Origin of the sequence: Aeromonas sp. S12(2024), from assembly GCF_041402305.1 — a bacterium.
In the GTDB taxonomy this organism is placed as follows: Bacteria; Pseudomonadota; Gammaproteobacteria; order Enterobacterales; family Aeromonadaceae; genus Aeromonas; species Aeromonas veronii.
Genome location: NZ_JBGLRB010000003.1, coordinates 75,142 through 97,687 on the forward strand (window position 1 = coordinate 75,142; position 22,546 = coordinate 97,687).

Genomic DNA, 22,546 nt, shown 5'->3' on the forward strand with positions numbered 1-22,546 from the left:
AGGCCCAAGGCTCTTTTTGCGATTGTATATTGTTTGGGCATGATCACATTAATTATGAAAAATCGTGCATTTCCTTGCAAAAATGTGAGCTTGATAGGGATTTTCACTTGCCTCGATAGAATTCTTGGATATAGTCGGGTGCTGTTGCCTTATAAATTGCCCTTTGGGGCCGTATTTTAACAAGATTTACTATTTAGCGGGGATAAAGGATTGCGCCACCTGATGCTACTGCTGGTCGCGCTCGGAATGGTGGGTTGTGCCTCGGCACCCCAACCCGAGGTCGCGAGCAAGATCGAAGTTTCCATGGTTGAACCTGTCATCGAGCCGGAAGCTTCCCAGACACCCGATGTGAATGAAATCCTGACTGTATATAAAGAGTGGCGTGGTGTTCCGTACCGGATGGGGGGCAGCAGCCAGCGCGGTATCGACTGTTCCGCCTTTGCCCGTGAAGTGTTCCGCAATGCCGTCGGTATCGAATTACCCCGCGATACCCGCTCCCAAGTCCATGAAGGGACGCGCGTTTCCAAGCAGGATCTGGTCGAGGGTGACCTGGTCTTCTTCAAAATCAATCGTCGTCTCAACCACGTTGGTATCTATGTCGGCAATGGTGAATTCATCCATGCCTCGACCCGAGCCGGTGTGACTCGCTCCAAGTTGGATAGCCAATATTGGCGCAACAAGTTCTGGCAAGCTCGCCGGATCGATATCTGAGTCAGGCTGGACAAACGGCTCGAAGTACGGACTGTTTTTCCAACCTCACTTGAACCGGGCTCGATAGCCCGGTTTTTTATTGCCCTCGTTTAGACTTTCCCGAGTCAAATCACTATAGTGTGGGCCCGTTTTCTTCGGCAGGCTCAGCATGAAACCCCGCATCCCATCAGCCGGTGGCCCCAAGTCGGGCGACCGCAAATCCGGACTTCACTCCCGTAATCGCCATCAGGCGGGTTACGACTTTGAGGCGCTCTGCCTGCGAACTCCCGAGTTGGCTGCCCACGTATTTATCAATGACTACGGCACCCGCACCATCGATTTTGCCAATCCCGATGCAGTGAAGTCCCTCAATCGCGCCCTGCTGGCCCATCACTACGGGATTGCCCACTGGGACTTGCCTGCCGGTTACCTCTGCCCGCCTATCCCGGGACGGGTGGACTACCTGCACTGGGCGGCCGACCTGTTGGCCGAGAGCTCAGGCCAGCTCCCTACCGGCAAGGGGGTGAGGGTGCTGGATATCGGGGTGGGGGCAAACTGCATCTATCCGCTGCTCGGCTGCCGCGAATATGGCTGGCGTTTTGTGGGATCGGATATCGATCCGGTCTCGGTCAAGGCGGCCACTCTGCTGGCCAAGAGCAACGGGCTCGGCAACCAGATTGAGTGCCGTTTGCAGGGTAACCCTAACCATGTGTTTCGCGGCATCATAGGGCCGAAGGAGCGCTTCGCTCTGACGCTATGCAATCCGCCGTTCCATGCGTCGCTGGAAGAGGCGAGCAAGGGGACGGAGCGCAAGCTGCGCAATCTGGGCAAGGAGGTGACAGGCGCCCCTGTGCTCAACTTCGGCGGCCAGAAGGCCGAGCTCTGGTGCGAAGGGGGCGAGGCGGCGTTTCTGGCCAACATGATTGCCCAGAGCAAGGAGTTTGCCACTCAGTGTCTCTGGTTCAGCTCGCTGGTGTCGAAAAAAGAGAACCTGCCGGGGGCGAAAAAGGCGTTGAGCCGGGTGGGGGCGCGTCAGGTACGGGTGATCGACATGGCACAGGGCAACAAGGTGAGCCGGATCCTCGCCTGGTCCTTCCTGGATGAAGAGGGATTGCGTCGCGGCTGGTCGAGCGCGCGCTGACTCCCCACCACAAGGCCCGATGAGGGCCTTTTTTCATGATGAATCCCGCGAGTTTCCCCTGCTGGCGGCATCTTTGGCAATCGATTTCCTCATTGGCAGATCGTGCTGGTTTACATGGTCTAAGTAGTTACTTCCTCCTTGGTACAGGTGTACGCCGAGATTTTTTTGCACTTACAGCTGAAACTTTAATAAAATAGGACTGGTTAGACCTCTTTACAGGCATTGAATCAAATAGGGATCGGTAGATGAAAGTTGTCGATTTTCTGAAGCGCAAGCGCGAAATTCTGGCGCAGCACCCCTTTGAGCTCAAGGATTGGCTCTCTCCGGCGATCCGCGACTACTGGCGTGAGTTTCAGCAAAAGGCACATCTTCACCCTTTGCTGGGGCGTGTGCTGGACTTGCAAGCCGAGTCCCAGAACGAGCAGCAACAGGATGCAGCAACCGTGGCACAAGTAGTCAACGGTCAGCCTGCCGTGGCTCAGGAACCCGCAGTTGAGCTGGGGGCCGAGGCGGCCGAGCTCTATGCCGCCCTGCAGGCTCGCATTGGTGAAGAGACTCATGTCGGCGAGTGGCTGCACGTCAGCCAGCAGATGATCGATCAGTTTGCTGCCGTGACCGGGGATCATCAGTGGATCCACACCGATCCGGAGCGCGCGGCCGCCGAGTCGCCTTTCAAGACCACCATCGCCCACGGCTTCCTGACCCTGGCGCTGCTGCCGCAGCTGACCGGCTCGGTCGATGAGGCCACCCCCGAGTTCCCGACCGCCCGCATGGTGGTGAACTTTGGGCTGGATCAGGTACGTTTCCCGTACCCCATCAAGGTGGACAGCAACATCCGCGCCCGCACCAAGCTGGCCCGGGTCACCCCCATCAAGGGTGGGCTGGAGTTGCTCAAAGAGATCAAGGTCGAGATTGAAGGGATCCGCCGCCCGGGTTGCGTCATCGAGTCGGTGACCCGCATCTACTTCTGAGCTCTCTCATCGGCATGAATGGTGAAACGGGCCCGCTGTCGTGTGCAACGAACAGCGGGCCCGTTTTTTTGCCTGTTTGTTGCAAGGGCTGAGGCGTCAGCCATAGCGCGCCGACCCCAGCTTGATATGACTCACAAAACGGTGCGCCGTGCAGTTAGCCAGCTCTCATTTTGGCGAGTTGGCCGCGTGAGGCGATAGCATGTTATGCCACTATTGGCTTCTTACTCCCGATCCTGGAGACAATAGTGCCCATCAATAACAAGATTATTCTGCCACTGCTGCTGAGCCTCGCCATCCTGCTGATCCCGACCCACTGGATCCCGCTGGAGGGGATCACCGTCATCGAGCAGCGGGTCGTGGCCATTTTCGTGCTGGCCGCCCTCTGCTGGATCCTGGAGCCCATCCCTATCTTTGCTACCTCGGTGCTGATCATCGTGCTGGAGCTGCTGCTGCTCTCCGACAAGGGGCTCTGGTTCATGACTGCCGACAAGGCTGAACCGGGGTTTGGTGAGCTGCTCAAGTCCACCGAGGTGATGGCGACCTTTGCCTCGCCGGTTATCATGCTGTTTCTCGGTGGTTTTTTCCTCGCCATTGCGGCGACCAAGTACCATCTGGACGTCAATCTGGCGCGGGTGCTGCTGCGCCCGTTCGGTCAGGATCCCCGGATCGTCATGCTGGGGCTGATGTTGATCACCGCCACCTTCTCCATGTTCATGAGCAATACCGCCACCACCGCCATGATGCTGGCCATCCTTACCCCGGTGCTGGCGGCGTTTCCCGACAAGGACCCGGCCAAAATCGGCTTTGTGCTTGCCATTCCGCTGGCGGCCAACCTCGGCGGGATCGGCACTCCCATCGGCACTCCGCCCAACGCAGTGGCCCTCAAATACCTGACCGGCGAGCATGCCATCTCGTTCGGTCAGTGGATGGGATTTGCGGTGCCCTTTGTGGTATTGCTGTTGCTGCTTGGCTGGTTCCTGCTGGGGCGCTTCTTCCCGAGCACCCTCAAGCGGATGGATCTCAAGATTGAGGGGCGCTTTATGCAGACCCCTCGCGCCTGGGTGGTCTACCTCACCTTTATCACCACCATAGTGCTCTGGCTACTGGGGGATCTGCACGGCATGAGCTCCTACGTGGTCGCCATGATCCCGGTAGCTGTGTTCCTGACCACCGGCATCATCACCAAGGACGATCTGCACAAGATCTCCCTCGACGTGCTCTGGCTGGTCTCGGGCGGTATTGCGCTGGGGCTGGCGCTGGAGGACTCCGGGTTGGCCGAGCGGCTCATCACCCATATTCCGTTCCACGAATACTCCACGCTGGCGGTGCTGGTCGGCGCCTGTCTGCTGGCAGTGGTGATGGCCAACTTTATGTCCAACACCGCGACCGCCAATCTGTTGCTGCCACTGGTGGCGGCGCTGGCGGTCAGCATGCCGGAGCTGGCCGAATGGGGCGGCAGCCACACCTTGATCCTGGCGGTCACTATTTCGGTTTCGCTCGGGATGTCTCTGCCCATCAGTACCCCGCCCAATGCGCTGGCCCACGCCACCGGTCTGGTGGAGAGTCACCAGATGGTGCGCATCGGCGTCATCATGGGGTTGGTTGGCACCCTGCTGGCGATGGTATGGATCTACCAGATTGCCGCCTGGGGGCTGATCTAGCGAGCCTGTCTGCCTGAAGCAAAGAGGAGCCGATTTTGCTCCTCTTTGCGTGTTGGGGTGGGGGGGCTAGAAACTGGCGCCAAGGCTGAGCAGGTGTCTTAGTTCGCTTTCCCGGGGTTCTGGGCTGCCTGTGTCGACAAGGATGTCAGCATCTTCCCAATCCAGCTCACTCGACCAGGAGAGGCGCAGATGGTCGTTGAAGTAGTAGCGCAATCCTATGCTGCCTTTCAGATCCTGATTACGGGTGAAATAGGGGGAGGCTTGTGCCAGATATTTCAGATAGCGCCCCTGGCTGAACAGCTCCATTTTCTCCTGCCAGAGGGAGAAAGGTTGACGATAATCCCAGTTAAAACCGGCGAAGGGGTAGTCAATGACCCGTTCACCCAGAAAAATCTTGGGAACCTCGCTATCTTCACGGAAGTAGAGTCGGCTTAATCCCCCTTGGGCCATCAGCTCCAGTCGGCGGCGTTTGTCGTTCCAGAAGCGGTAGCCAGGCCCCGAGCCATAGTCCATGTAGAGATAGCGATCTTTATCCAGCATGTCATATTCGGCATCGAGTGAGGTGCGCAAGAACCACTGTTGGTTGAAGAAGTAGTCCAGCGTAGGGTTGAGCTGATAATCATGGCTGTCGGTGACGTTGTCAGCGGTCTCATAGGTATATTCACCGGAGAAGCTGTAACGCCAGTCCAGATTGGCCAGCTCGCTTTTCCACCTGAGGTTGACGTTGTTGGTCTGCTTGTCATTCTGTTTGAGTTTGACATTGAGATCGCCGCTGCCGGTCCAGAGCCAGGCGTTGCGTTCATCCTGGTCGTCCTCGAACAGCTTGAGCCCACCCTTTGCCGTTGCCTTGGGGTTGTCCTCTTTATCGATGCGCCAGCGTTTGATGGCCTCCCGCTGGACGGTGACTGCGCCGCTGTAGGGCAGGGCGATGCGCACCGACTGTTCGGTCACCTCCTCGATGTTGCCGGTCAGACGATCGCCATTGTTCATCCAGAGAATGTCCTTGGCCCACAAGGAGTGACAGGCCAACAGGAGTAGGAGGGGCAGGAATTTCATGAGGTAAGGTGACTCCGGTGCGACTCGGGCGCTGGTGACTTAGCCACTGACAAGTTGGCTGCTGATGGGGCGGGGCAGGCCGTTTTTGCTCTCCAGCGCCGCCGTCACCTCATCCTGCATCACGTCAGGTGCGCTGATAAAGCTCTCTATGGCCGGAGATAGCACCAGCGGGGCGCCATTTTCAAGCTCCTCTTCGGTGCGGGAGAGCGGGGAGTGTACCTCCAGCCAGCGGCGACCATCCGGTTCGATGGCGACCTTGACCGGTTGATTGATGACCCGTACCGGCGTGCCAATCGGCACAATCTTGAACAGGGCCTCAATATCGTCAGGTCTCAGCCGGATACAGCCTGCACTTACCCGCAGGCCAACGCCAAAATCCTTGTTGGTGCCGTGGATCAGGTAGTCGCGTTTGCCATAACCAAGGCGCATGGCGAACTTGCCAAGGGGATTCTCTGGGCCGGGGGGCACCACGGCGGGCAGGGTGATCCCTTTTTGCTCCAGCCAGGATTTGCGCACCATGGGGCCGGGTACCCAGGTCGGGTTGGGATTCTTCTCGATTACGGTGGTGGTCATCTCCGGAGTCTCGCGGCCGATATCACCAATCCCGATGGGCAGCACGATGACCTCATTCTTCCCTTTGGGGAAGTAGTAGAGGCGCAGTTCGGGCAGATTGATGACGATCCCCTCGCGAGGCACATCAGGCAGCAGCATCTGGGTGGGCAGTGTCAAGCGGGTACCCGGCTTGGGTAAATAGGGATCTACACCCGGATTTGCCTCAAGCAGCGCCAAAAATCCAATTTGCGTATTTTTGCCAACCAGTTCCAGATGTTCATTCTGCTGGATGATGTAATCCTCCAGCTCACCGATGAGGCGACTCCCGGCAGGTGGCAGCGGGTAGCGTTTGGCCTCTGCCGGCGCCGCGCAGAGCAGGATCGCTGCCAGCAGCATGGAAAGGGCGGGCGTTAAGGGTAGGGGCTTGAGTTTCGGCAATCGCATAAGAAGATCCATCAGTTCAATCGGGGCGGAACATCATCAACACAGCCGCCAGAATGGCGCGATTGTTCCTCAATCAGCCCATGATTACCAGCTTGCTGCGCACCCACAATGATGTGGGGATACATAGGAAACCGGCCAAAAGCGGCATCACCCATAAATTTGAGCGCCAAGCAGGAAAAAGAGACGCCTCATGGCAATGGGGGAATGTCACGATATGGATAATGGCCGGGTGTGCGAGCGGGTTAATGTCGGGTGGATGCAGGGTGGCCTGGCAACGCGAACAGCACGCGCCGCATTGTGAGCCTGCTCCCAGATATCTGATTCAGCCATTTGATATCTAAGAAATTTTTATTGCATCCTCGGCCCAGCTTGGGTAAAAATCTCTCCCCACGGAGAGATGCCGGAGTGGCCGAACGGGATTGACTCGAAATCAATTGTGGCAGCAATGCCACCCAGGGTTCGAATCCCTGTCTCTCCGCCACATACCAAGCCCAACCTGTTTAGCAGGTTGGGCTTTTTCTTTTGGTGATGTGCTGAGGAATTATCCGGCTGACTGTGTATCTGTGGTCATCGGCCCGGATGAATGCCGTTGGATGCTCGCCGTGCCTGCCAGGCCTGAATGCGCGCCTGGGTGCCGATGACGAAGACGAAGAAGACCGGTACGAAGAAGATGGCCAGCAGGGTGCCGCTGATCATGCCGCCAAACACGCCGGTGCCGATGGCGTGCTGGGTCTCCGCGCTGGCGCCACTGGCGAGCATCAGCGGCACCACCCCGAGGGTGAAGGCCAGCGAGGTCATCAGAATGGGGCGCAGGCGCAGGCGGGCAGCAGTGACAGCCGCATCAAGCAGTGAGCGCCCTTCGCTGTGCAACTGGCGCGCAAACTCTACGATGAGGATGGCGTTCTTGGCCGACAGACCGATGATGGTGATCATGCCCACCTTGAAGAAGACGTCGTTGGGCATGCCGCGCAGCATCACGGCCGCGACAGCGCCGAGCAGGCCCAGCGGCACCACCAGCATCACCGAGAGCGGGATCGACCAGCTCTCGTAGAGTGCCGCCAGCACCAGGAAGACCACCAGCGCCGACAATAGCATCAGCAGGGGGGCCTGCTCGGCCGACTGGCGCTCTTGCAACGACTGTCCCGTCCAGGCCAATGCGAAGCCTGGCGGCAATTGCGCCACCAGACGCTCCATCTCCGCCATCGCCGCTCCGCTGGAGATGCCGGGCGCTGCCCCTCCAGCAATACGCACGGCAGGGAAGCCATCGAAGCGCATCATCTGTTGCGGCGATTCGCGCCATTCCGGTGTTACCACCTCCCGCAGGGGGACCATGCCGCCGCTGGCATTGCGTACCCGCAGGCCGAGCACGTCATCGAGCTGCATGCGCGCCGACGCGTCGGCCTGCAGAATGACCTGCTGCATGTGCCCGCCGTTGGGGAAGTCGTTGACGTAGAGCGACCCCATTGCGGCCGACAGGGTACTGCTTACGCTGGCGAACGAGAGTCCCATGGCTTCGGCCTTCTGTCGGTTGATCTCGAGGTGAATGCTCTCGCCGGGAGGCAGATTGTCGGGATACACATCACTGACTACCTGGCTTTTGGCGGCCAGTTCCAGCAGTTGTGCCTGGGCGGCCAGCAGCGCGGCATCTCCCCGGTTGGCTCTGTCTTGCAGGAACAGGGTGAAGCCGGAGGCGGTGCCCAGCTCATCGATGGCGGGCGGCAGCAGGCTCATTACCGTGCCTTCAGGAATATTTGCCATAGCCGCTTGTGCCAGATCTGCCTCTTCGGCTGCCGTGGCGCCATGACGCTGATCCCAATCTTTGAGCATGGTGAAGGCCATGGCGGCATTGGGGCCTGCGCCGGAGAAGCTGAAGCCCTGCACCACCAGGTTGGTGTCCAGCACCTCGCGAGAGGCGACGTGAGCCTCGAAGGCCTTGACCACCTCAAGAGTACGCTCGCTGGTGGCGCCGGTCGGCAGCTGGATGGAGGTCATGAAGTAGCCCTGATCCTCGTCCGGCAGGAAAGAGGAGGGCTGCTGGGCGGCGGCGATGGCTAGCACGGCGCAGAGGGCGGCAAAGGTTGCCATCATCCGTCCGCTGCGCCCGACCAGCCGGGTTACCCGCGCACCGTAGCCTGCCGTGAACCGCTCGAAACCCCGGTTGAAGGTACCGAAGAAGCCGCGCTTCTCATGATGATCCGGACTGACCGGACGCAGCAAGGTAGCGCAGAGCGCAGGCGTCAGGGTCAGGGCGAGGAAGGCCGAAATGAGGATCGACACCGCCATCGACAGGGTGAACTGCTGGTAGATGACCCCCACCGAGCCGCTGCCAAACGCCATGGGGAGGAACACCGCCGTGAGCACCAGGGTGATGCCGATCACCGCCCCGGTGATCTCCTTCATGGCCTGCGAGGTCGCCTCCCTGGGCGACAGCCCCCGGGTGGCCATCAGGCGCTCGACGTTCTCCACCACCACGATGGCGTCGTCGACTATGATGCCGATGGCCAGCACCATGCCGAACATGGTGAGGGAGTTGATCGAAAAACCGGCCAGCAGCATCACCGCGAAGGTGCCAAGCAGAGCGATGGGGGCGACGATGGCCGGGATCAGGGTGTAGCGCAGGTTCTGCAGGAAGAGAAACATCACCAGAAACACCAGCACCATGGCTTCCAGCAGGGTGTGGATCACCTTTTCGATGGAGACCTTGACGAAGGGGGCCGAGTCAAACGGGATCGAATAGGCCATGCCCGCTGGCAGGGTGGGAGCGAGCTGGGCGAGACGGGTGCGCACCGCATCTGCGGTACGCACTGCGTTGGCGCCGGGGGAGAGCTGGATGGCGGCGCTGGTGGCGGCCACGCCGTTCTCCCGGTTGGAAAAGGCGTAGGATTGCGCCCCCAGCTCGACCCGGGCGACATCACCCAGCACCAGCTTGGCGCCATCGCCACCGGCTCGCAGCACGATGGCGGCGAATGCCTCGGGGGTCGTCAGCTGCCCTTGAACCGTGAGGGGAACCGTCAGGCGCTGCCCCGGCAGGGCGGGTTCATCACCGAGGCGCCCCGGTGCAATCTGGATGTTCTGCTGCTCGATGGCCTGCGCCACCTCGCTGATGGTCAGCCCGTAGGCGGCGAGTTTGGCCGGATCTACCCAGATGCGCATGGCCTGCTCGGCGCCAAACAGCTGCACTCGTCCCACCCCGTCGATGCGGCGCAGCTCCTGCACAATATTGCGTGCCATGTAGTCGTTGAGGGCAACCTCATCGAAGCGGCCATTCGGTGAGGTCATGCCGACCATCATCAGAAAGCCGGATGAGGCGGACTCCACCTGCAAGCCGGTTTGCCGCACTGCTTGCGGTAAACGGGGTTCGACTGCCTTGATGCGGTTTTGCACGTCCATCTGGGCCAGCTCCGGATCGGTGCCCGGCTTGAAGGTGGCAGTGATCTGCGCGCTGCCCGAGGCGTCCACAGAGGACTCGAAGTAGAGCAGGTTCTTCACTCCCGACAGCTCGCGCTCGATCAGGCTCACCACCGCATCATTCAGTGTCTGCGGCGTGGCGCCCGGATAGGTGGCATAGAGGGTCACCGACACCGGCGCCACCGAGGGATAGCGGGAGATGGGGAGCTTGGGGATGGCAATGACCCCTGCCAGCACGATGAACAGGGCGATCACCCAGGCAAACACCGGGCGATGGATAAAAAACTGCGGCATGGATAACTCTCCGATTCAGCGAATGCCACCGTCAGCCGGTTGGCTGAGAGCGGGTGGTTGCCAGGGGGAAGCTGTGACCTGAACCCCCGGGGTCAGACGGTCGATCCCTTCGATCACCACCTGTTGCCCGGCACTGAGCCCGGACGCGATGCGGTACTGGCTATTCACCAGTTCAGCGGTGTTGACCGGAACCAGCTGTGCCTGCCCCTGGCCATCCACCACCCACACGCTGGTCTGACCCGATGTGCGAACTACCGCCTGCTGGGGCACGGTCAGGGCGTTGGCATAGCGGGCCCGGGGAATGCGCGCCTGCACGTAGAGACCGGGCAACAGGCGCCGCTCAGGGTTATCCACCAGCACCCGCAGCAGCACGTCGCCGGTCCCGGCATCGACCTCGATGCCGGAGAAGAGGATGTGCCCCTGCATGCCCAGCGGTGTGCCATTGCTGCCGAGGATCTCCACCGTCAGTTCCGGTGCCGTTGAGCCAGCTTGCTGGCGCAGGGATTCCAGCACCGAGGCCGGTTGGCGCACATCGACGTAGACCTGATCAATCTGCTGGATCCGGGCCATGGGAGTGGTATCGGTGGGCGACACCAGGGCCCCTTCACTCACCAGCGCCTGATCGATGCGCCCGGCGATGGGGGCCTCCACGCTGGCAAATTGCAGGTTCAGCTGGTGCCGGGCCAGGGTCGCCCTGGCCTGGGCTACATCGGCGGCCGCCTGATCCCGCTGGGAGATCGCATCGTCATAGGTCTGGCGGCTGATGGCGTCGGTGCGCAGCAGCGGCTTCAGGCGGTCAATCTGGATGCTGGCGCGGGCCAGCACGGCCTCGGCTCGTTGCAATGCGGCGGCGGCGCTGTCGACATCGGCCTTGAAGGGGGCCGGGTTTATCTGGAACAGCACGGTGCCAACGCTGATCTCGGCGCCCTGCTCGAACAGGCGGCGCTGCACGATGCCGCTGATCTGGGCGCGAATGTCGGCGCTGCGCAGTGCTGCCACCCGGGCGGGCAGCTCCTCGCTGATGACAAGCTCCCGACCAGTCAATGTCAGCACCGACACCTGAGGAAGGGCGGGTGCCTCCTGCTCTTGCGGCGCGGCATCGCAACCCGCCAACCCGAATGCGGCAATGACGGCGAGCAGGGCGCCCGCATACCGCTGTTTTACAAACATCATCCACTTACCTCGTTAAACCGTCTCTCCGGTGTGATGTGACCGAAGAGTGCATCGAGCGGCCATTATGGCGAGGGGCTATTGCGAATGATTCGAGGCTTTGTGGAGAATCCATGGAGGCGATGATAAAGTTCAACGCCACCTTTTTTCGAGTCCGACTATGTCCCATCTCAATGCTCCCGCCAGCCCAGCGGGCCAGTCACTGGTACTGATTGCAGAGGATGAAGCCGAGATCGCCGACATCCTCGCCGCTTACCTGCAACGTCATGGCTTGCGCTCCCTGCACGCCGCCGATGGCCGTGAAGCGCTGGCCATGCATCAGGCATTCAAACCCGATCTCCTGCTGCTGGATGTGCAGATGCCGCAACTGGATGGCTGGCAGGTGCTCAGCGCGATCCGGGCGCGTGGCGATACGCCGGTGATCATGCTGACCGCCCTCGATCAGGATCTCGACAAGCTGATGGGGCTGCGCATGGGGGCGGATGACTATGTGGTCAAACCCTTCAATCCGGCCGAAGTGGTGGCGCGAGTGCAGGCCGTGCTCAGGCGCACCCGGGCCGTAAAGCCTGCCACGGCGAACGTGCTGCGGGTCGGCCAGTTTCAGATCGATCTGGAGAGCCACGAGGCCAGCATTTTCCGCGATGACCAGCAGCAGGTGCTGGAGCTGACCCTGACCGAGTTCAAGTTGCTCGCCTCTTTGATGCGGGCGCCGAAACGGGCGTTCAGTCGCGCCGAACTGCTGACTCACTGCTTGCCGGAGGGGGATACCCAGGAGCGCACTGTGGATAGCCACATCAGCAAGTTGCGCAAAAAACTGGAGACACACGGCATTCAGGGGGTCCCCGCCAGTGTCTGGGGCGTTGGCTATCGCTTCGGAGGCGATGCATGAAATCGGCGCCCGGCCTTCGCAGGCAGATCATCCGCTCTCTGGGCTTGATGACGCTTGGCATCATTTCCCTCGCGGTGATCGGCACCTATGTGTTTTATGGCATCGCCGTGGCGTTTGTGCCGGGCAGCATCTCCGAGACCTGGGTGCCCTCCAGAGTCGAGATGTTATGGATCGGCTCCACCATTCTCATTGCATTGGGGATGGCGCTGTACGTGGCGGTTCGCCTCTCTCGCCGCATCCTGACTCCCCTCAACTCAGTGGCAACCAGCCTGCGCGAGGTGGCCGAGGGCAAACTCGATGCCCGCGTGCCGGAGGATGAGCAGGCGATCGGGGAGACAGCGCAACTGGTGCGCGACTTCAACGCCATGGCCGAGCGGCTGCAGAGCATGACCCGCGAGCGGGAGTTCTGGAATGCCGCAATTGCCCACGAGTTGCGCACTCCGGTGACCATTTTGCGCGGCCGTTTGCAGGGGCTGGCCGAAGGGGTATTTCCTCCCAGCAGCGAACTCTTCGAGAGGTTGCTGCGTCAGGTGGAGGGGCTCAATCACCTGATCGAGGATTTGCGGGTATTGAGCCTCAACGACAGCGGTCATCTGGAGTTGCAGCGGACCGAGGTCAGGCTGGCCGACGAGCTTGCCGTGGTGCTTGAGGCGTTTGCCTGCCCTCTGGCGGCGAGCGGGTTTGTGTTGCAACGGGAGCTCGATAGCGAACTTCATGTCTGCTGCGATCTGTTTCGTATCCGTCAGGCTCTGATGGCGCTGTTGGAAAATGCCCAGAAGCACGCGCTGCCGGGCCTGCTGACCGTGCGGCTGCATCGCTCGGAGAGTGTGTGCGTCCTGAGTGTGGAAGATGAGGGGCCTGGCATCAGCGAGGAGGTCGCCGCCTGTATCTTCGATGCGTTTCGTCGCGGAGATCCGTCACGCTCGCGCAAGAGCGGCGGTAGCGGACTCGGACTCGCCGTGGTCAAGGCGATTGCCGAGGCCCACGGCGGCAGCGCGGTTTGCCAAGCTACCGGACGGGGAGGGAGCCGATTCGTGCTCTCCTGGCCCATCTCGGCCATGTCCGGTTGCCCTGAAACCTAGCCTGCGGGCGGCGGGGTATGGTGAAGCTATACAGCTGCCCGCACAGGGGGACGACAAGCGACGTCATAGGGTTTTCTACCGCTTTTGCCGGGTGAGCAGGAGGGGTTGGGACATGGCTCATTTGGCGCGAAACCATGGTTTTTTGCCGTCAAAAATTGAAACCGTTTTCAGAAATCCTTTTCAACTGTGATCCGCTTCAAAGCTTTTTCGGGCGCCAACCTCTAGCATTGGCTCCACGAATTAGGGGCTAGCGCTCCCGATTTTCCCGCTGTGGGAGGTAACCGGATGATCCGGCTATTTCCTTCGTTACTTTCGACGGTCATCATGGATGGCCGTTTTTTTTTTGAGTTATTTCACGGTAAAGGGTCGAGCCGCTGGCGCTTTACCGTTAAAATTCCGCTTTTGCACTTGCCCGTGAGTCTTGATGTCTGCGTCCACCCTCTCTTCGGATAGTTATGCCCTGCTCGCCACCCTGCAATTGCAGCGCGTTGCCAGTACCCGTTTGCTGCAAGAACAACTGGCGATAGGCCATGCCCTGATCGATAAACTGACCCGACTGCAGGATGCGGGGCTGGTCAGATTGCGCGGGGAACAGCAGTGGAGCCTGACCGCCGAGGGAACGCTGGCGCTGATCCTGGGGGTGCGTGCCGGTCTCTGCCCGGCGCCGGACTGGAGCCGGGTGCCCTCATTGACCGGGCAGGATCTTACCCATGCGGTGGTGCGCGAGCTCTGCCGCGGCAAGGCGGGGGAGATCCCGACCTATTTCTCGGCCAGCGATCTGCTGACCCTGCTAGATACCCCGGACGCTCACCAGTTGCTGGCGGGCTCCAGCCCCGCCTGGCAGCAAATGTTGCTGGAGCACTTCTCGCTGCAACTCTTGCTCGATGCCCCCTATGAAGAGCGCTGGCCGCTGGCCAATGCGCTGGTGCGCTGCGCCCCCGAGGTGCAGGCCCGGGCCAAAGCGTTCGAGGCGGAGTGGCGCTGGCTCTGCGGGGATGGCGAGAGCACATCGCCAAGCGGCGAGGACAAGGATGCCGCCCCCGGCTGGCCGGCCCTGCAGGCGCTGGCCCAACAGAGCCAGAGCGGCCCGCTTGGCGAGCGACTGCTCACCGCGCTTGGCCAGTGGCAGGCAACCGATGAGGGTGAGGCGGGCCAGTGGCCCCGTTCATTCAGCGCCCTGCTCTGGCTTGGCTGGTTGCAGCAGGCCGATCCCGTCATCGCCAGCGAACAGCGCAAGAAGTGGCAGCGCAGTCTGACTAGCCAGTTCCCCCTGCTTGCCGACTTGCTCAGCCAGTGGGCGGGCGATCGCCACGGTCAGGCGGTCGGCCTGTTCGATACCCTGCAACTGCCGGTGGAGGAGCTCCACTGGGGCTATCTCTGGCTCGATCTCTGCGCGCTGGCCCGTCACGGAGCCCAGAGCCCGCAGGTGGCCATGTTGCACAAGTGGGATCTCTCCCATCTGCTCGATGCCGAACCCCATCATCGCCTGATGGCCTTTTGTCAGGATCTGCTGCGCATCTTGTTGGGCGAGGTGGCCAAAGTGGCGCCCTTGTGCCAACTGCGCGGCAGTGAGGAGAGTACGCAAGAGGGCAGTGACGAGCAGGATGATGACGGGGACGAGGATAAAACCGCGGCCTCTGCCAGCTGGCTCAACTGGCTGCAGGGGCTGGGACGCTCCAGTGGCGTGCGCAAGCCGCAGGAGCGGTTGGTGTGGCTGCTCCATGCCGAGGGCCCCGAGCTGGAGTGCAAGATCCAGAAACTGAGCACCAAGGGGGAGTGGACCGCCGGTCGCCGGGTCGATCCGGCCTTGCTCTCCACCCAGTATGCCGCCATGCTCGACGAGCATGACTGGGCACTGGTTCGCACCCTGCCACGGGTGATGGGACGACTGCCGCGGGATGTCTGGGCGCCGCTGGCCGATCACCCCCGCTTGTTCAACGCCAAGGGGCAGAAGCTGCAACTGGCCATCAGTGCCCCCCTGCTGCAGGTGGTGGCCACCGAACAGGGGATGAGCGCGCAGCTCTGCCCCGATGCGGCCGCCCGCGGGGCCCATATCATGCCGCTGGCGCAGGATCTGTGGCAGCTCATCCTCACCCCGCAGCCGCTGCTCGACCGCTTGCCAGCGCTCGAATCCATCCCGCTGCTGCCCGCCGAGGGGCTGGCCGAGCTGCAACGCACCCTGGACGCCATTCCCGAGCTGCCCTGGCACAGTCAGGTTGCGGGGCTTAGCGGCAACGCCGAACTAGCTCCCTGGCCGGGCATTCCTTCGGTGCAACTGGATTGGCAGGATGGTCAGCTGTCGGTCAAGCTGGTGACCCGCTTTGAGGATCTGCCGCCCCAGCCACTTGGCAAGGGGGAGGCGATCGTACGGCAGGGGATCAAGGCGTACCACTACTGGCAGCGGGATCTCGCGGTCGAGAAGGGGCAGGCCCAGCTACTGCGCAATCAACTCCCCATCGGCCTGCCCGGCAGCGAGTGGCTGCTGCAGGGGGAACAGGCGCTGGCGCTGGTCAATGCTCTGCCCGAGCTGGTGGATGCCGGAGTGGTTATTCACTGGCATCAGGACAGCGCTCGCCTCAAGAGCCTCGATGAAGCGGCCCTGAGCCTGCGCATCGAGCGGCGGCAGGACTGGTTCCAGGTCGAAGGGGCACTGGCCCTCGATGAGCACCAGATCCTCGATCTGCGCCTTATTCTGCGCCAGATGACCCCGGGGCAGCGCACCGTTCAGCTCGACGAGAAGACCAGCCTGATGCTGAGCGACAAGCTGGTGGAGCGGCTCACCATGCTGGGGGCCATGCTCGATGAAGAGCAGCGGATCAACAACAAGCTGGCCTATCCGCTCACTCGCCTGCTCTCGGTCATTACCACCGAAGGGGATGCGGCGTGGCAATCCCTGCAGCAGGAGTGGCAGCAGGAGGTCGAGTGCCCGGACGAGCTGCTCACCTCCCTGCGGGACTATCAGAAAGAGGGGGTACGCTGGATGGCGACCCTGGCCCATCACGGTTTTGGTGCCTGTCTGGCCGATGACATGGGTCTGGGCAAGACGCTGCAGGCGCTGATTGTGTTGCGCATGCGCCAGCACCTTGGCCCTGCGCTGGTGGTGGTGCCCAAGTCAGTGGTCACCAACTGGCAGGAGGAGGTGATCCGTTTCGCCCCCGAGCTGGATGTGGTGGTGTTCGAGAACCCGGCCGAGCGGGAGGGGATGATTCGCGAGGCCAAGGCCGGTCAGGTGATCCTCATCAACTACGGCATGCTTGGCAGCCTGGCGGAGGCGCTCAAGTCCCGCCGATGGTCTTCCATGGTGCTCGATGAGGCGCAGCAGATCAAAAACGCCGGTACCCAGCGCGCCAAGCTGCTGTTCCAGCTCGACGGCGATTTTCGCCTCGCCCTCTCCGGCACTCCCATCGAGAACCATCTGGGGGAGCTGTGGAGCCTTTTTACCTTTATCAACCCGGGGCTGCTCGGCAGCCTTGGCGAGTTCAAGCGTCGTTTTGGCAAGGCGGTCAAGGATCCCCAGCACATGGCGCTGCTGCGTGCAGTGATCAGCCCCTTTATCCTGCGTCGTCTCAAGCAGCAGGTGCTGACCGAGCTGCCGGACAAGACCGAGATCATCCACCACATCAGCCTCTCCCCCGAAGAGCGTCAGCTCTACGAGGCGACCCGGCGGGAAGTGGTGCAGCAGGTGCAAAGCGCCGATGGCCGCGCCCTGATGCATGTGCTGAGTGGCCTGACCCGGCTGCGCCGTCTCTGCTGCTCACCGGAGCTGGTGATGCCCGAGTGGTCGCAGACCAGCAGCAAGCTGGATGAGGCGATGGCCCTGCTGGAAGAGGCGATCGACGGCGGTCATCGGGTGCTGGTGTTCAGCCAGTTCGTCGATCTGCTGAGCCTGCTGCGTGCCCGCATCGAGCAGAAATCCTGGGATTACTGCTATCTTGATGGGGGCTGCTCTGCCAAGTCCCGTCAGGACTCCATCCTGCGTTTTCGTCATGAGGAGGTGCCGCTGTTCCTCATCAGCCTCAAGGCGGGGGGGACCGGCCTCAACCTCACCCAGGCCGATACCGTACTACACCTCGATCCCTGGTGGAACCCGGCGGTGGAAGATCAGGCGAGCGATCGGGCCCACCGGATGGGCCAGACCCAGCCGGTGACCGTCTATCGACTGGTATGCGAGCAGACGGTGGAGGAGAAGATCGTCGCCCTGCACGACGAGAAGCGGGCGCTGGCCGATGGCCTGCTGAGTGGCCAGTCCGAGGTGCGCGGGCTGGATGTGGAGAGCCTGCGGGCCCTGCTGATGGGCTGATTGGCGACGCCACCTTTCATACCGCCTATCGAGACAGAAAAGGGGAGAACATCCAGAGATGTTCTCCCCTTTCTCGTTTGGGACGCAGATATGGGGTACTCGTTTATCGCGGCAAGGCGGCCCAGCTATCCCTGATCCAGCTATTCCTGCCCTGATCCAGCTATTCCTGATCCAGTCACCCCTGATAGAGATAGAGGTGCAGCCGCTCGATGATGGGCTCGCCGCCAATCTTGCGATCCCGCCGCGCCTGCCGGCTCTTGGGGGGATAGTTGCCCAGATGGGTGACTGCAGGCGGGGTATCCGAGCAGAGCAGCAGAGGCAGGCTCGCCTTGATCTGCTGCTTGCGCGGGGTGCGCTCCAACCAGAGCAGGTTGATCATCGGGTGGGTCTTGACCGGGCGGCGGATCCGCAGCTCGGCATCGGCGGGCAGACGGCGAATGTCGTACACCTCCTGATCCACCATCTTGCTCCACTCCTCGTTGTTGGAGAGGGCCGGTATATAGCGGCGGCTGCGCTCCAGCATCTCAAGCACCTGCTCGCGACTGAGGCGATTGATGGTCTGCTTGTCAGCCCAGGTAAAGCCAAGGGATTGCAGCTCTCCCGCCAGCAGGGTCAGTTTGCGGTAGACCTGCAGGGTGATCACCCCGGGCAGGGCGGTATGTACCAGCTCGAACTTCTCGTCCCGTCCCCCCGCCTGCTGCACCAGTGCCTTGAAATCGAGCTTGTGCTGGTTGATTTGGTCGATCAGCGGTTGCAGCAAGGGGGCTGCGGCGGCAGGAAAGCGCAACCAGCCGGGCAGCCGGTGAGTCGCCTTGGTGGAGCAGCCGGGGCGGGCGCTGTGATCCCGATAGGCGGCGAGGGTGGCCGCCAGCGCGGCTTCACCGTTGAGATAGCCCACCTCAATTTGCTCGATCGGGTCGTGCTCTTCTCCCTGCGCAACCGGGGGGAGGGGATAGACATGAGCCTCCTGCAGGTCGAGCTGGCAAAGCAGATCGGCCAGCTGGTTGAGAGCGGCTTCAATGGCGGCCATCTGTTGACGCAGGGCGGCGGTCGGGGTAAAGGTATCCATCGATGATCCTGTGGTTTCATCCGCCGCTGACGGCATAAACGATGGCGTCAGGGCAGGGGAATAAACTACTGTATAAATAACCATACCAGTATGCCGGTTGCGCGCCAAGAGGGGCGTTTTCGGGTCGTCATTGAGGGAGCTGCGCGGGAGGAAAAGTAAGTTTGTTTTATGTTTCATGATGTTAATTTAAGATCGTAAATAGATCGACAAATTAACAATCGAATGTAATGACGGGGTTGCCACCCATGGCACGTCCATTGGCGAGTGCATAGGCAATGCGGTAAATTGCATATGTAAGGTGGTGCCATGCAGCACAATATGCTGCGGGCCGTTGATGGTCGAATAGAGACTTAATTATTCTTTATAAATCAAAGCATTAAAGTTGTATCAGTCAGTTTTTTACTATTAGTTTTCCTAATGTAACGTATCAAAATTCGTCAATTGAGTCGGCCCTGCTCCCTGACTAAGCTTTGCGCATCAAATAGAGCCCAGTGCGTAAACAAATATTCAGAGGAGCCACATCATGGCCAACATGACTTATACCGAAACCGGTTACCAGCATTCCAGCCAATTGAATCTGGTTGCTCGCGTTAAAATGACCGTTCTGACCTGGCTGGAGCGCAGCCGCAGCCGTCGCCAGCTCTCCGAGCTGCCCGAGTACCTGCTTAAAGACATCGGCCTGAACGAAGCTGACCGTTATCAAGAGACCACCAAGCCGTTCTGGCGTGGTTGATCAGCCGGGCATGGATGCCTTGTTTTTCTGCTGAGTCGTTTGCTGTTCTGCCCCTGTGGCGCCCGGCCGCCATGTCTGTCATTGTCTGTTTTATCTCCCCCCGCTTTACGTTGATCCTTTTTCCTATCCTCTTTATTCCATATCGCTACCGTCATTGCTGTCATCGTTCGATTGTTATCACACTTGTATCGTTAATGTTTGAATTTGTTTAAAAAACGATTTTAAGCCGTGATGCCTTGCGTATAATCCGGCCATAGTATTCCAGCGCAAGAGGGTGAGACGGATGATTCCCCAGCACGATTTTTTGGCCTTGACCCGCAGCCATGAGTGGCAGCTTGAGCCCTTTGAATTTGCCCTGCCCGATGGCACGCAAGTCAGCGTCTGGGATACGGGCGTGCTCTGTCTGGAGCCTGCCAGTGGCGCGGGCGGCCAGCCGGGAGGACGCAAGGATATCGTCCTCTCCTGCGGTATTCACGGCAACGAGACTGCCCCCATCGAGATCTGCAACCAGCTGCTGAGTCGTCTGCTCTCAGGCGAGCTGAGCGCCCGCCATCGGGTGCTGTTCCTGTTTGGCAATCCGGCGGCGATGAATCTGGGGCTGCGGGAGGTGGAGGAGAACATGAACCGCCTCTTCTCCGGTGCACACAGCAAGGGAGAGGGGCTCTGCAATCGGGAGCGGATCCGCGCCATGCGCCTCGAGCAGTATGTGAGCCGCTTCTTTGCCGATCCGGCTCGTCCCCGCTACCACTATGACCTGCACACCGCCATTCGCGGCTCGCGCCACGAGAAGTTTGCCGTCTACCCCTTTCCCCATGAGCGGCCTCACTGCCGCGAGCAGGTGCAGTTCCTCGGCGCCTGCGGGGTGCGCACCATTCTGCTCTCCGCCAGCCCGACCACGACCTTCAGCTACTACAGCTCCCGCCAGCATGGTGCCCACGCCTTTACGGTGGAGTTGGGCAAGGTGCGCCCGTTTGGCGAGAACGATATGACCCGCTTTATCGAAACCCGCCAAGCGCTGCAAGAGCTGGTCACTCAGGATGAGGTGGCGCTGGAGCCGTGGCGGGCGGATGATTTCACCCTGTTTGCCATCGATCGGGTGATCACCAAAAAATCGGAGCAGTTTCGCTTTCTATTCGCCAGCGATGTGGACAACTTCACCGAATTCCCCCAAGGGTTCGTGCTGGCCGAGGATGGCGAGCTTCGCTACACGGTCGAGAAGCCGCGTGAGGCGGTGGTCTTCCCCAATGCCAATGTGGCGATCGGTCAGCGCACAGTGCTTATGGTGGTGCCGACAAGGCTCTGGGAATAGCGGTGATAGTTTTGTCTGCAGAGTGGTGATGCATCCGCAGGTGGCGCCAAGCCATTGTTTTAGTCGGCGGCTCAGACACAGCAGCGGTTAGCCGCAGTAATAAAGAACGGAGCCAGTCAGATGACTGGCCCCGTTTTTTATCGGGTTCAAGCTGTGAGGCTTAGCTGTTGTTCTTCACAAACAGGGTCAGCTCCTGACCGGGCTTGAGGTAATCCCCTTTATCCAGCTGGTTCCAGCGCATCACATCGTTGATGGCCACCTGGAAGCGAGCCGCGATGGAGGAGATGGAGTCGCCACGGCGAACCTGATACACCATCGATTTGTCGCTCTTCTTCCCTTGCTTGGGATAGACTACCAGCTTCATGCCTGGCTTGAGCGCCGACTTGGCATTCAGACCGTTCCACTTGGCGAGCTCTTCGTGGGAGACGCCGTGTGCCTGGCTGATGCTCCACAGGTTGTCACCCGAGCGCACCTTGTAACTGATTTTGGCCTTCTGGCTGCTGCCACGGCTTGCCAGCTGCTGCGGTTTGCTGGCGGAGCTGGCCTTGCTGCTGACCTGACCGTGGGTCGGGATCACCAGTTGCTGACCGCGACGCAGGTTGTTGCTGCGCAGATTGTTGGCCAGCTTCAGCTCGTTCACGCTGACCCCATGATTCTGGGCGATACGCGACAGGGTATCGCCACTGGTGACCTGATAGGAGCGGGTACGAATACGCTCGCTCTTGGGCAGATCGGCCAGTGCCAGCTCCAGGGTATCGGCATATTCTACCGGTACCAGCAGGCGGTAAGGGCCACGGGGCGACATCACGCCACGGCTCAGGGCCGGATTGACCTCCTTGAGCTGTGACGTGCGCAGACCTGCCAGTTGGGCGGCTACATTCAGATCGATCTGGCTGCCGGTCTCCACCACTCGCAGCTTCGGCTCGTTGGCGAGCACCGGCAACTGGATATTGTACTTGTCCGCATTGCTGATCATGTCAGCCATGGCGAGGATCTTGGGCACATACATCCGGGTTTCGCGGGGCAGATCGAGCGACCAGTAGTCGGTCGGTTTGCCTGCGCGCTGGTTACGCTGGATGGCGTTGCGCACCCGACCTTCACCGGCATTGTAGGCGGCCAGCGTTTGCAGCCAGTCACCGTCAAAGAAGCGGTTCAGGTACTCCAGATAGTCGAGCGCCGCATTGGTGGAGGCCAGCACATCGCGCCGTCCGTCATACCAGTTGTCGTGGCGCAGACCGAAGTTTCTGCCTGTCGCTGGCACAAACTGCCAGAGTCCGACGGCATTGCTGCGGGATCGGGCATGAGGATCAAACATGCTTTCGATCATCGGGACAGTAATAAGCTCCATTGGCAGCTCACGCCGTTCAATCTCCTCTACCATCAGATAGAGGTAGGGTTCAGCCCGGCTGGCAATGGTCGCCAGATGCTTATCATTGCGCAACAGCCACTCACGTTGCTGGCGGATGCGCGGGTTGTCCGGAGTTTCCAGTTGCATATCATCGCTGATACGCACCCACAGATTGTCCGTATCTTCCATTTCGTCCAGCTGTTCATCGCCAAACAGGAAATGGGAAGAGTGTTTTTTATGCGCTTTTTTCTTGACCTGGGGGGACTTGATCGGCTCGATTGCCGTTAGCGCCCGGTCATCCTGATGGCTCAGGTTTTGGCAGCCGCTGAGCAACAGCGCTGCCAATAAGGCCGTTCGTACCTTCATCTCGTTCCGGTCATTTTTAGGAAAAACAGCTCGCATCATAAGGGGCAATGGCCCCCTGATCAA

Annotated in this window: 15 protein-coding genes and 1 tRNA gene; 10 read left to right on the forward strand and 6 right to left on the reverse strand. The window is 60.6% G+C overall.

Annotated features, from left to right (window positions below):
* The first annotated feature begins 222 nt into the window (after window positions 1-222).
* The 4 genes from ACB035_RS03950 to ACB035_RS03965 all read left to right on the forward strand — a co-directional run bounded on the left by ACB035_RS03950 (window position 223) and on the right by ACB035_RS03965 (window position 4,463).
* Complete coding sequence (locus ACB035_RS03950) at window positions 223-711, forward strand: C40 family peptidase (protein ID WP_005334331.1); 489 nt, start codon at window positions 223-225, stop codon at window positions 709-711.
* Between the two features lie 148 nt (window positions 712-859).
* Complete coding sequence (rlmF, locus tag ACB035_RS03955; RefSeq protein ID WP_371166735.1) at window positions 860-1,831, forward strand: 23S rRNA (adenine(1618)-N(6))-methyltransferase RlmF; 972 nt, start codon at window positions 860-862, stop codon at window positions 1,829-1,831.
* A 245-nt stretch (window positions 1,832-2,076) separates the two neighbouring features.
* On the forward strand, window positions 2,077-2,802 hold the full coding sequence (locus ACB035_RS03960; protein WP_047438553.1) for a MaoC family dehydratase: 726 nt from the start codon (window positions 2,077-2,079) through the stop codon (window positions 2,800-2,802).
* A gap of 245 nt (window positions 2,803-3,047) precedes the next feature.
* Window positions 3,048-4,463, forward strand: a complete 1,416-nt coding sequence (locus ACB035_RS03965; RefSeq protein ID WP_076495096.1) for a DASS family sodium-coupled anion symporter — start codon at window positions 3,048-3,050, stop codon at window positions 4,461-4,463.
* Between the two features lie 66 nt (window positions 4,464-4,529).
* On the opposite strand, the gene ACB035_RS03970 is transcribed toward ACB035_RS03965, so the two are convergent.
* Entirely contained in the window at window positions 4,530-5,519 is a 990-nt protein-coding gene (locus ACB035_RS03970; RefSeq protein WP_279505366.1) for a DUF481 domain-containing protein, read from the reverse strand.
* 39 nt (window positions 5,520-5,558) lie between these two features.
* Window positions 5,559-6,467: a L,D-transpeptidase family protein gene (locus ACB035_RS03975; RefSeq protein ID WP_232489899.1), complete on the reverse strand. Its 909-nt coding sequence runs from the start codon at window positions 6,465-6,467 to the stop codon at window positions 5,559-5,561.
* Window positions 6,468-6,906: 439 nt separating this feature from the next.
* On the opposite strand from ACB035_RS03975, the gene ACB035_RS03980 reads away from it, so the two are divergent.
* Window positions 6,907-6,996, forward strand: a tRNA-Ser gene (locus ACB035_RS03980).
* A gap of 86 nt (window positions 6,997-7,082) precedes the next feature.
* Here ACB035_RS03980 and ACB035_RS03985 read toward each other — a convergent pair.
* Window positions 7,083-10,217 carry a multidrug efflux RND transporter permease subunit gene (locus ACB035_RS03985; RefSeq protein WP_371166736.1) on the reverse strand — a complete coding sequence of 1,045 codons (3,135 nt, stop codon included), beginning with the start codon at window positions 10,215-10,217 and terminating at the stop codon, window positions 7,083-7,085.
* Window positions 10,218-10,232: 15 nt separating this feature from the next.
* Window positions 10,233-11,390 (reverse strand): efflux RND transporter periplasmic adaptor subunit, encoded by a 1,158-nt coding sequence (locus ACB035_RS03990; protein ID WP_371166737.1) that lies wholly within the window; start codon window positions 11,388-11,390, stop codon window positions 10,233-10,235.
* 157 nt (window positions 11,391-11,547) lie between these two features.
* Here ACB035_RS03990 and ACB035_RS03995 point away from each other — a divergent pair, with 157 nt between their 5' ends.
* The 3 genes from ACB035_RS03995 (at window position 11,548) to ACB035_RS04005 (ending at window position 17,658) form a co-directional block, all read left to right on the forward strand.
* Window positions 11,548-12,276 carry a response regulator gene (locus ACB035_RS03995; protein ID WP_371166738.1) on the forward strand — a complete coding sequence of 243 codons (729 nt, stop codon included), beginning with the start codon at window positions 11,548-11,550 and terminating at the stop codon, window positions 12,274-12,276.
* Window positions 12,273-13,358 carry an ATP-binding protein gene (locus ACB035_RS04000; protein ID WP_371166739.1) on the forward strand — a complete coding sequence of 362 codons (1,086 nt, stop codon included), beginning with the start codon at window positions 12,273-12,275 and terminating at the stop codon, window positions 13,356-13,358. The genes ACB035_RS03995 and ACB035_RS04000 overlap by 4 nt, the downstream gene beginning before the upstream one ends.
* Window positions 13,359-13,782: 424 nt before the next feature.
* The gene (locus tag ACB035_RS04005) at window positions 13,783-17,658 is read left to right on the forward strand and encodes an SNF2-related protein (protein WP_371166740.1); all 3,876 of its coding nucleotides are present in this window, start codon (window positions 13,783-13,785) and stop codon (window positions 17,656-17,658) included.
* Window positions 17,659-17,833: 175 nt separating this feature from the next.
* Here ACB035_RS04005 and ACB035_RS04010 read toward each other — a convergent pair whose 3' ends face one another.
* The gene (locus ACB035_RS04010) at window positions 17,834-18,727 is read right to left on the reverse strand and encodes a DNA replication terminus site-binding protein (RefSeq protein WP_064339782.1); all 894 of its coding nucleotides are present in this window, start codon (window positions 18,725-18,727) and stop codon (window positions 17,834-17,836) included.
* A 523-nt stretch (window positions 18,728-19,250) separates the two neighbouring features.
* On the opposite strand from ACB035_RS04010, the gene ACB035_RS04015 reads away from it, so the two are divergent.
* Window positions 19,251-19,460, forward strand: coding sequence for a DUF1127 domain-containing protein (locus tag ACB035_RS04015; protein WP_005337823.1), 210 nt, complete (start codon window positions 19,251-19,253; stop codon window positions 19,458-19,460).
* Window positions 19,461-19,743: 283 nt separating this feature from the next.
* Window positions 19,744-20,769, forward strand: a complete 1,026-nt coding sequence (gene astE, locus ACB035_RS04020) for a succinylglutamate desuccinylase (protein ID WP_371166741.1) — start codon at window positions 19,744-19,746, stop codon at window positions 20,767-20,769.
* Between the two features lie 160 nt (window positions 20,770-20,929).
* On the opposite strand, the gene ACB035_RS04025 is transcribed toward astE, so the two are convergent.
* Window positions 20,930-22,483 (reverse strand): LysM peptidoglycan-binding domain-containing protein, encoded by a 1,554-nt coding sequence (locus tag ACB035_RS04025; RefSeq protein ID WP_331378094.1) that lies wholly within the window; start codon window positions 22,481-22,483, stop codon window positions 20,930-20,932.
* Between the last annotated feature and the right edge of the window lie 63 nt (window positions 22,484-22,546).

Excerpts from the sequence above, each read along its gene's own strand:
- ACB035_RS03950 (WP_005334331.1), top strand. The coding sequence starts at position 223 with ATGCTACTGCTGGTCGCGCTCGGAATGGTGGGTTGTGCCTCGGCACCC.
- rlmF (WP_371166735.1), top strand. The coding sequence starts at position 860 with ATGAAACCCCGCATCCCATCAGCCGGTGGCCCCAAGTCGGGCGACCGC.
- ACB035_RS03960 (WP_047438553.1), top strand. The coding sequence starts at position 2,077 with ATGAAAGTTGTCGATTTTCTGAAGCGCAAGCGCGAAATTCTGGCGCAG.
- ACB035_RS03970 (WP_279505366.1), bottom strand. The coding sequence starts at position 5,519 with ATGAAATTCCTGCCCCTCCTACTCCTGTTGGCCTGTCACTCCTTGTGG.
- ACB035_RS03975 (WP_232489899.1), bottom strand. The coding sequence starts at position 6,467 with ATGCTGCTGGCAGCGATCCTGCTCTGCGCGGCGCCGGCAGAGGCCAAA.
- ACB035_RS03985 (WP_371166736.1), bottom strand. The coding sequence starts at position 10,217 with ATGCCGCAGTTTTTTATCCATCGCCCGGTGTTTGCCTGGGTGATCGCC.
- ACB035_RS03990 (WP_371166737.1), bottom strand. The coding sequence starts at position 11,390 with ATGATGTTTGTAAAACAGCGGTATGCGGGCGCCCTGCTCGCCGTCATT.
- ACB035_RS03995 (WP_371166738.1), top strand. The coding sequence starts at position 11,548 with ATGTCCCATCTCAATGCTCCCGCCAGCCCAGCGGGCCAGTCACTGGTA.
- ACB035_RS04000 (WP_371166739.1), top strand. The coding sequence starts at position 12,273 with ATGAAATCGGCGCCCGGCCTTCGCAGGCAGATCATCCGCTCTCTGGGC.
- ACB035_RS04005 (WP_371166740.1), top strand. The coding sequence starts at position 13,783 with ATGTCTGCGTCCACCCTCTCTTCGGATAGTTATGCCCTGCTCGCCACC.
- ACB035_RS04010 (WP_064339782.1), bottom strand. The coding sequence starts at position 18,727 with ATGGATACCTTTACCCCGACCGCCGCCCTGCGTCAACAGATGGCCGCC.
- ACB035_RS04015 (WP_005337823.1), top strand. The coding sequence starts at position 19,251 with ATGGCCAACATGACTTATACCGAAACCGGTTACCAGCATTCCAGCCAA.
- astE (WP_371166741.1), top strand. The coding sequence starts at position 19,744 with ATGATTCCCCAGCACGATTTTTTGGCCTTGACCCGCAGCCATGAGTGG.
- ACB035_RS04025 (WP_331378094.1), bottom strand. The coding sequence starts at position 22,483 with ATGAAGGTACGAACGGCCTTATTGGCAGCGCTGTTGCTCAGCGGCTGC.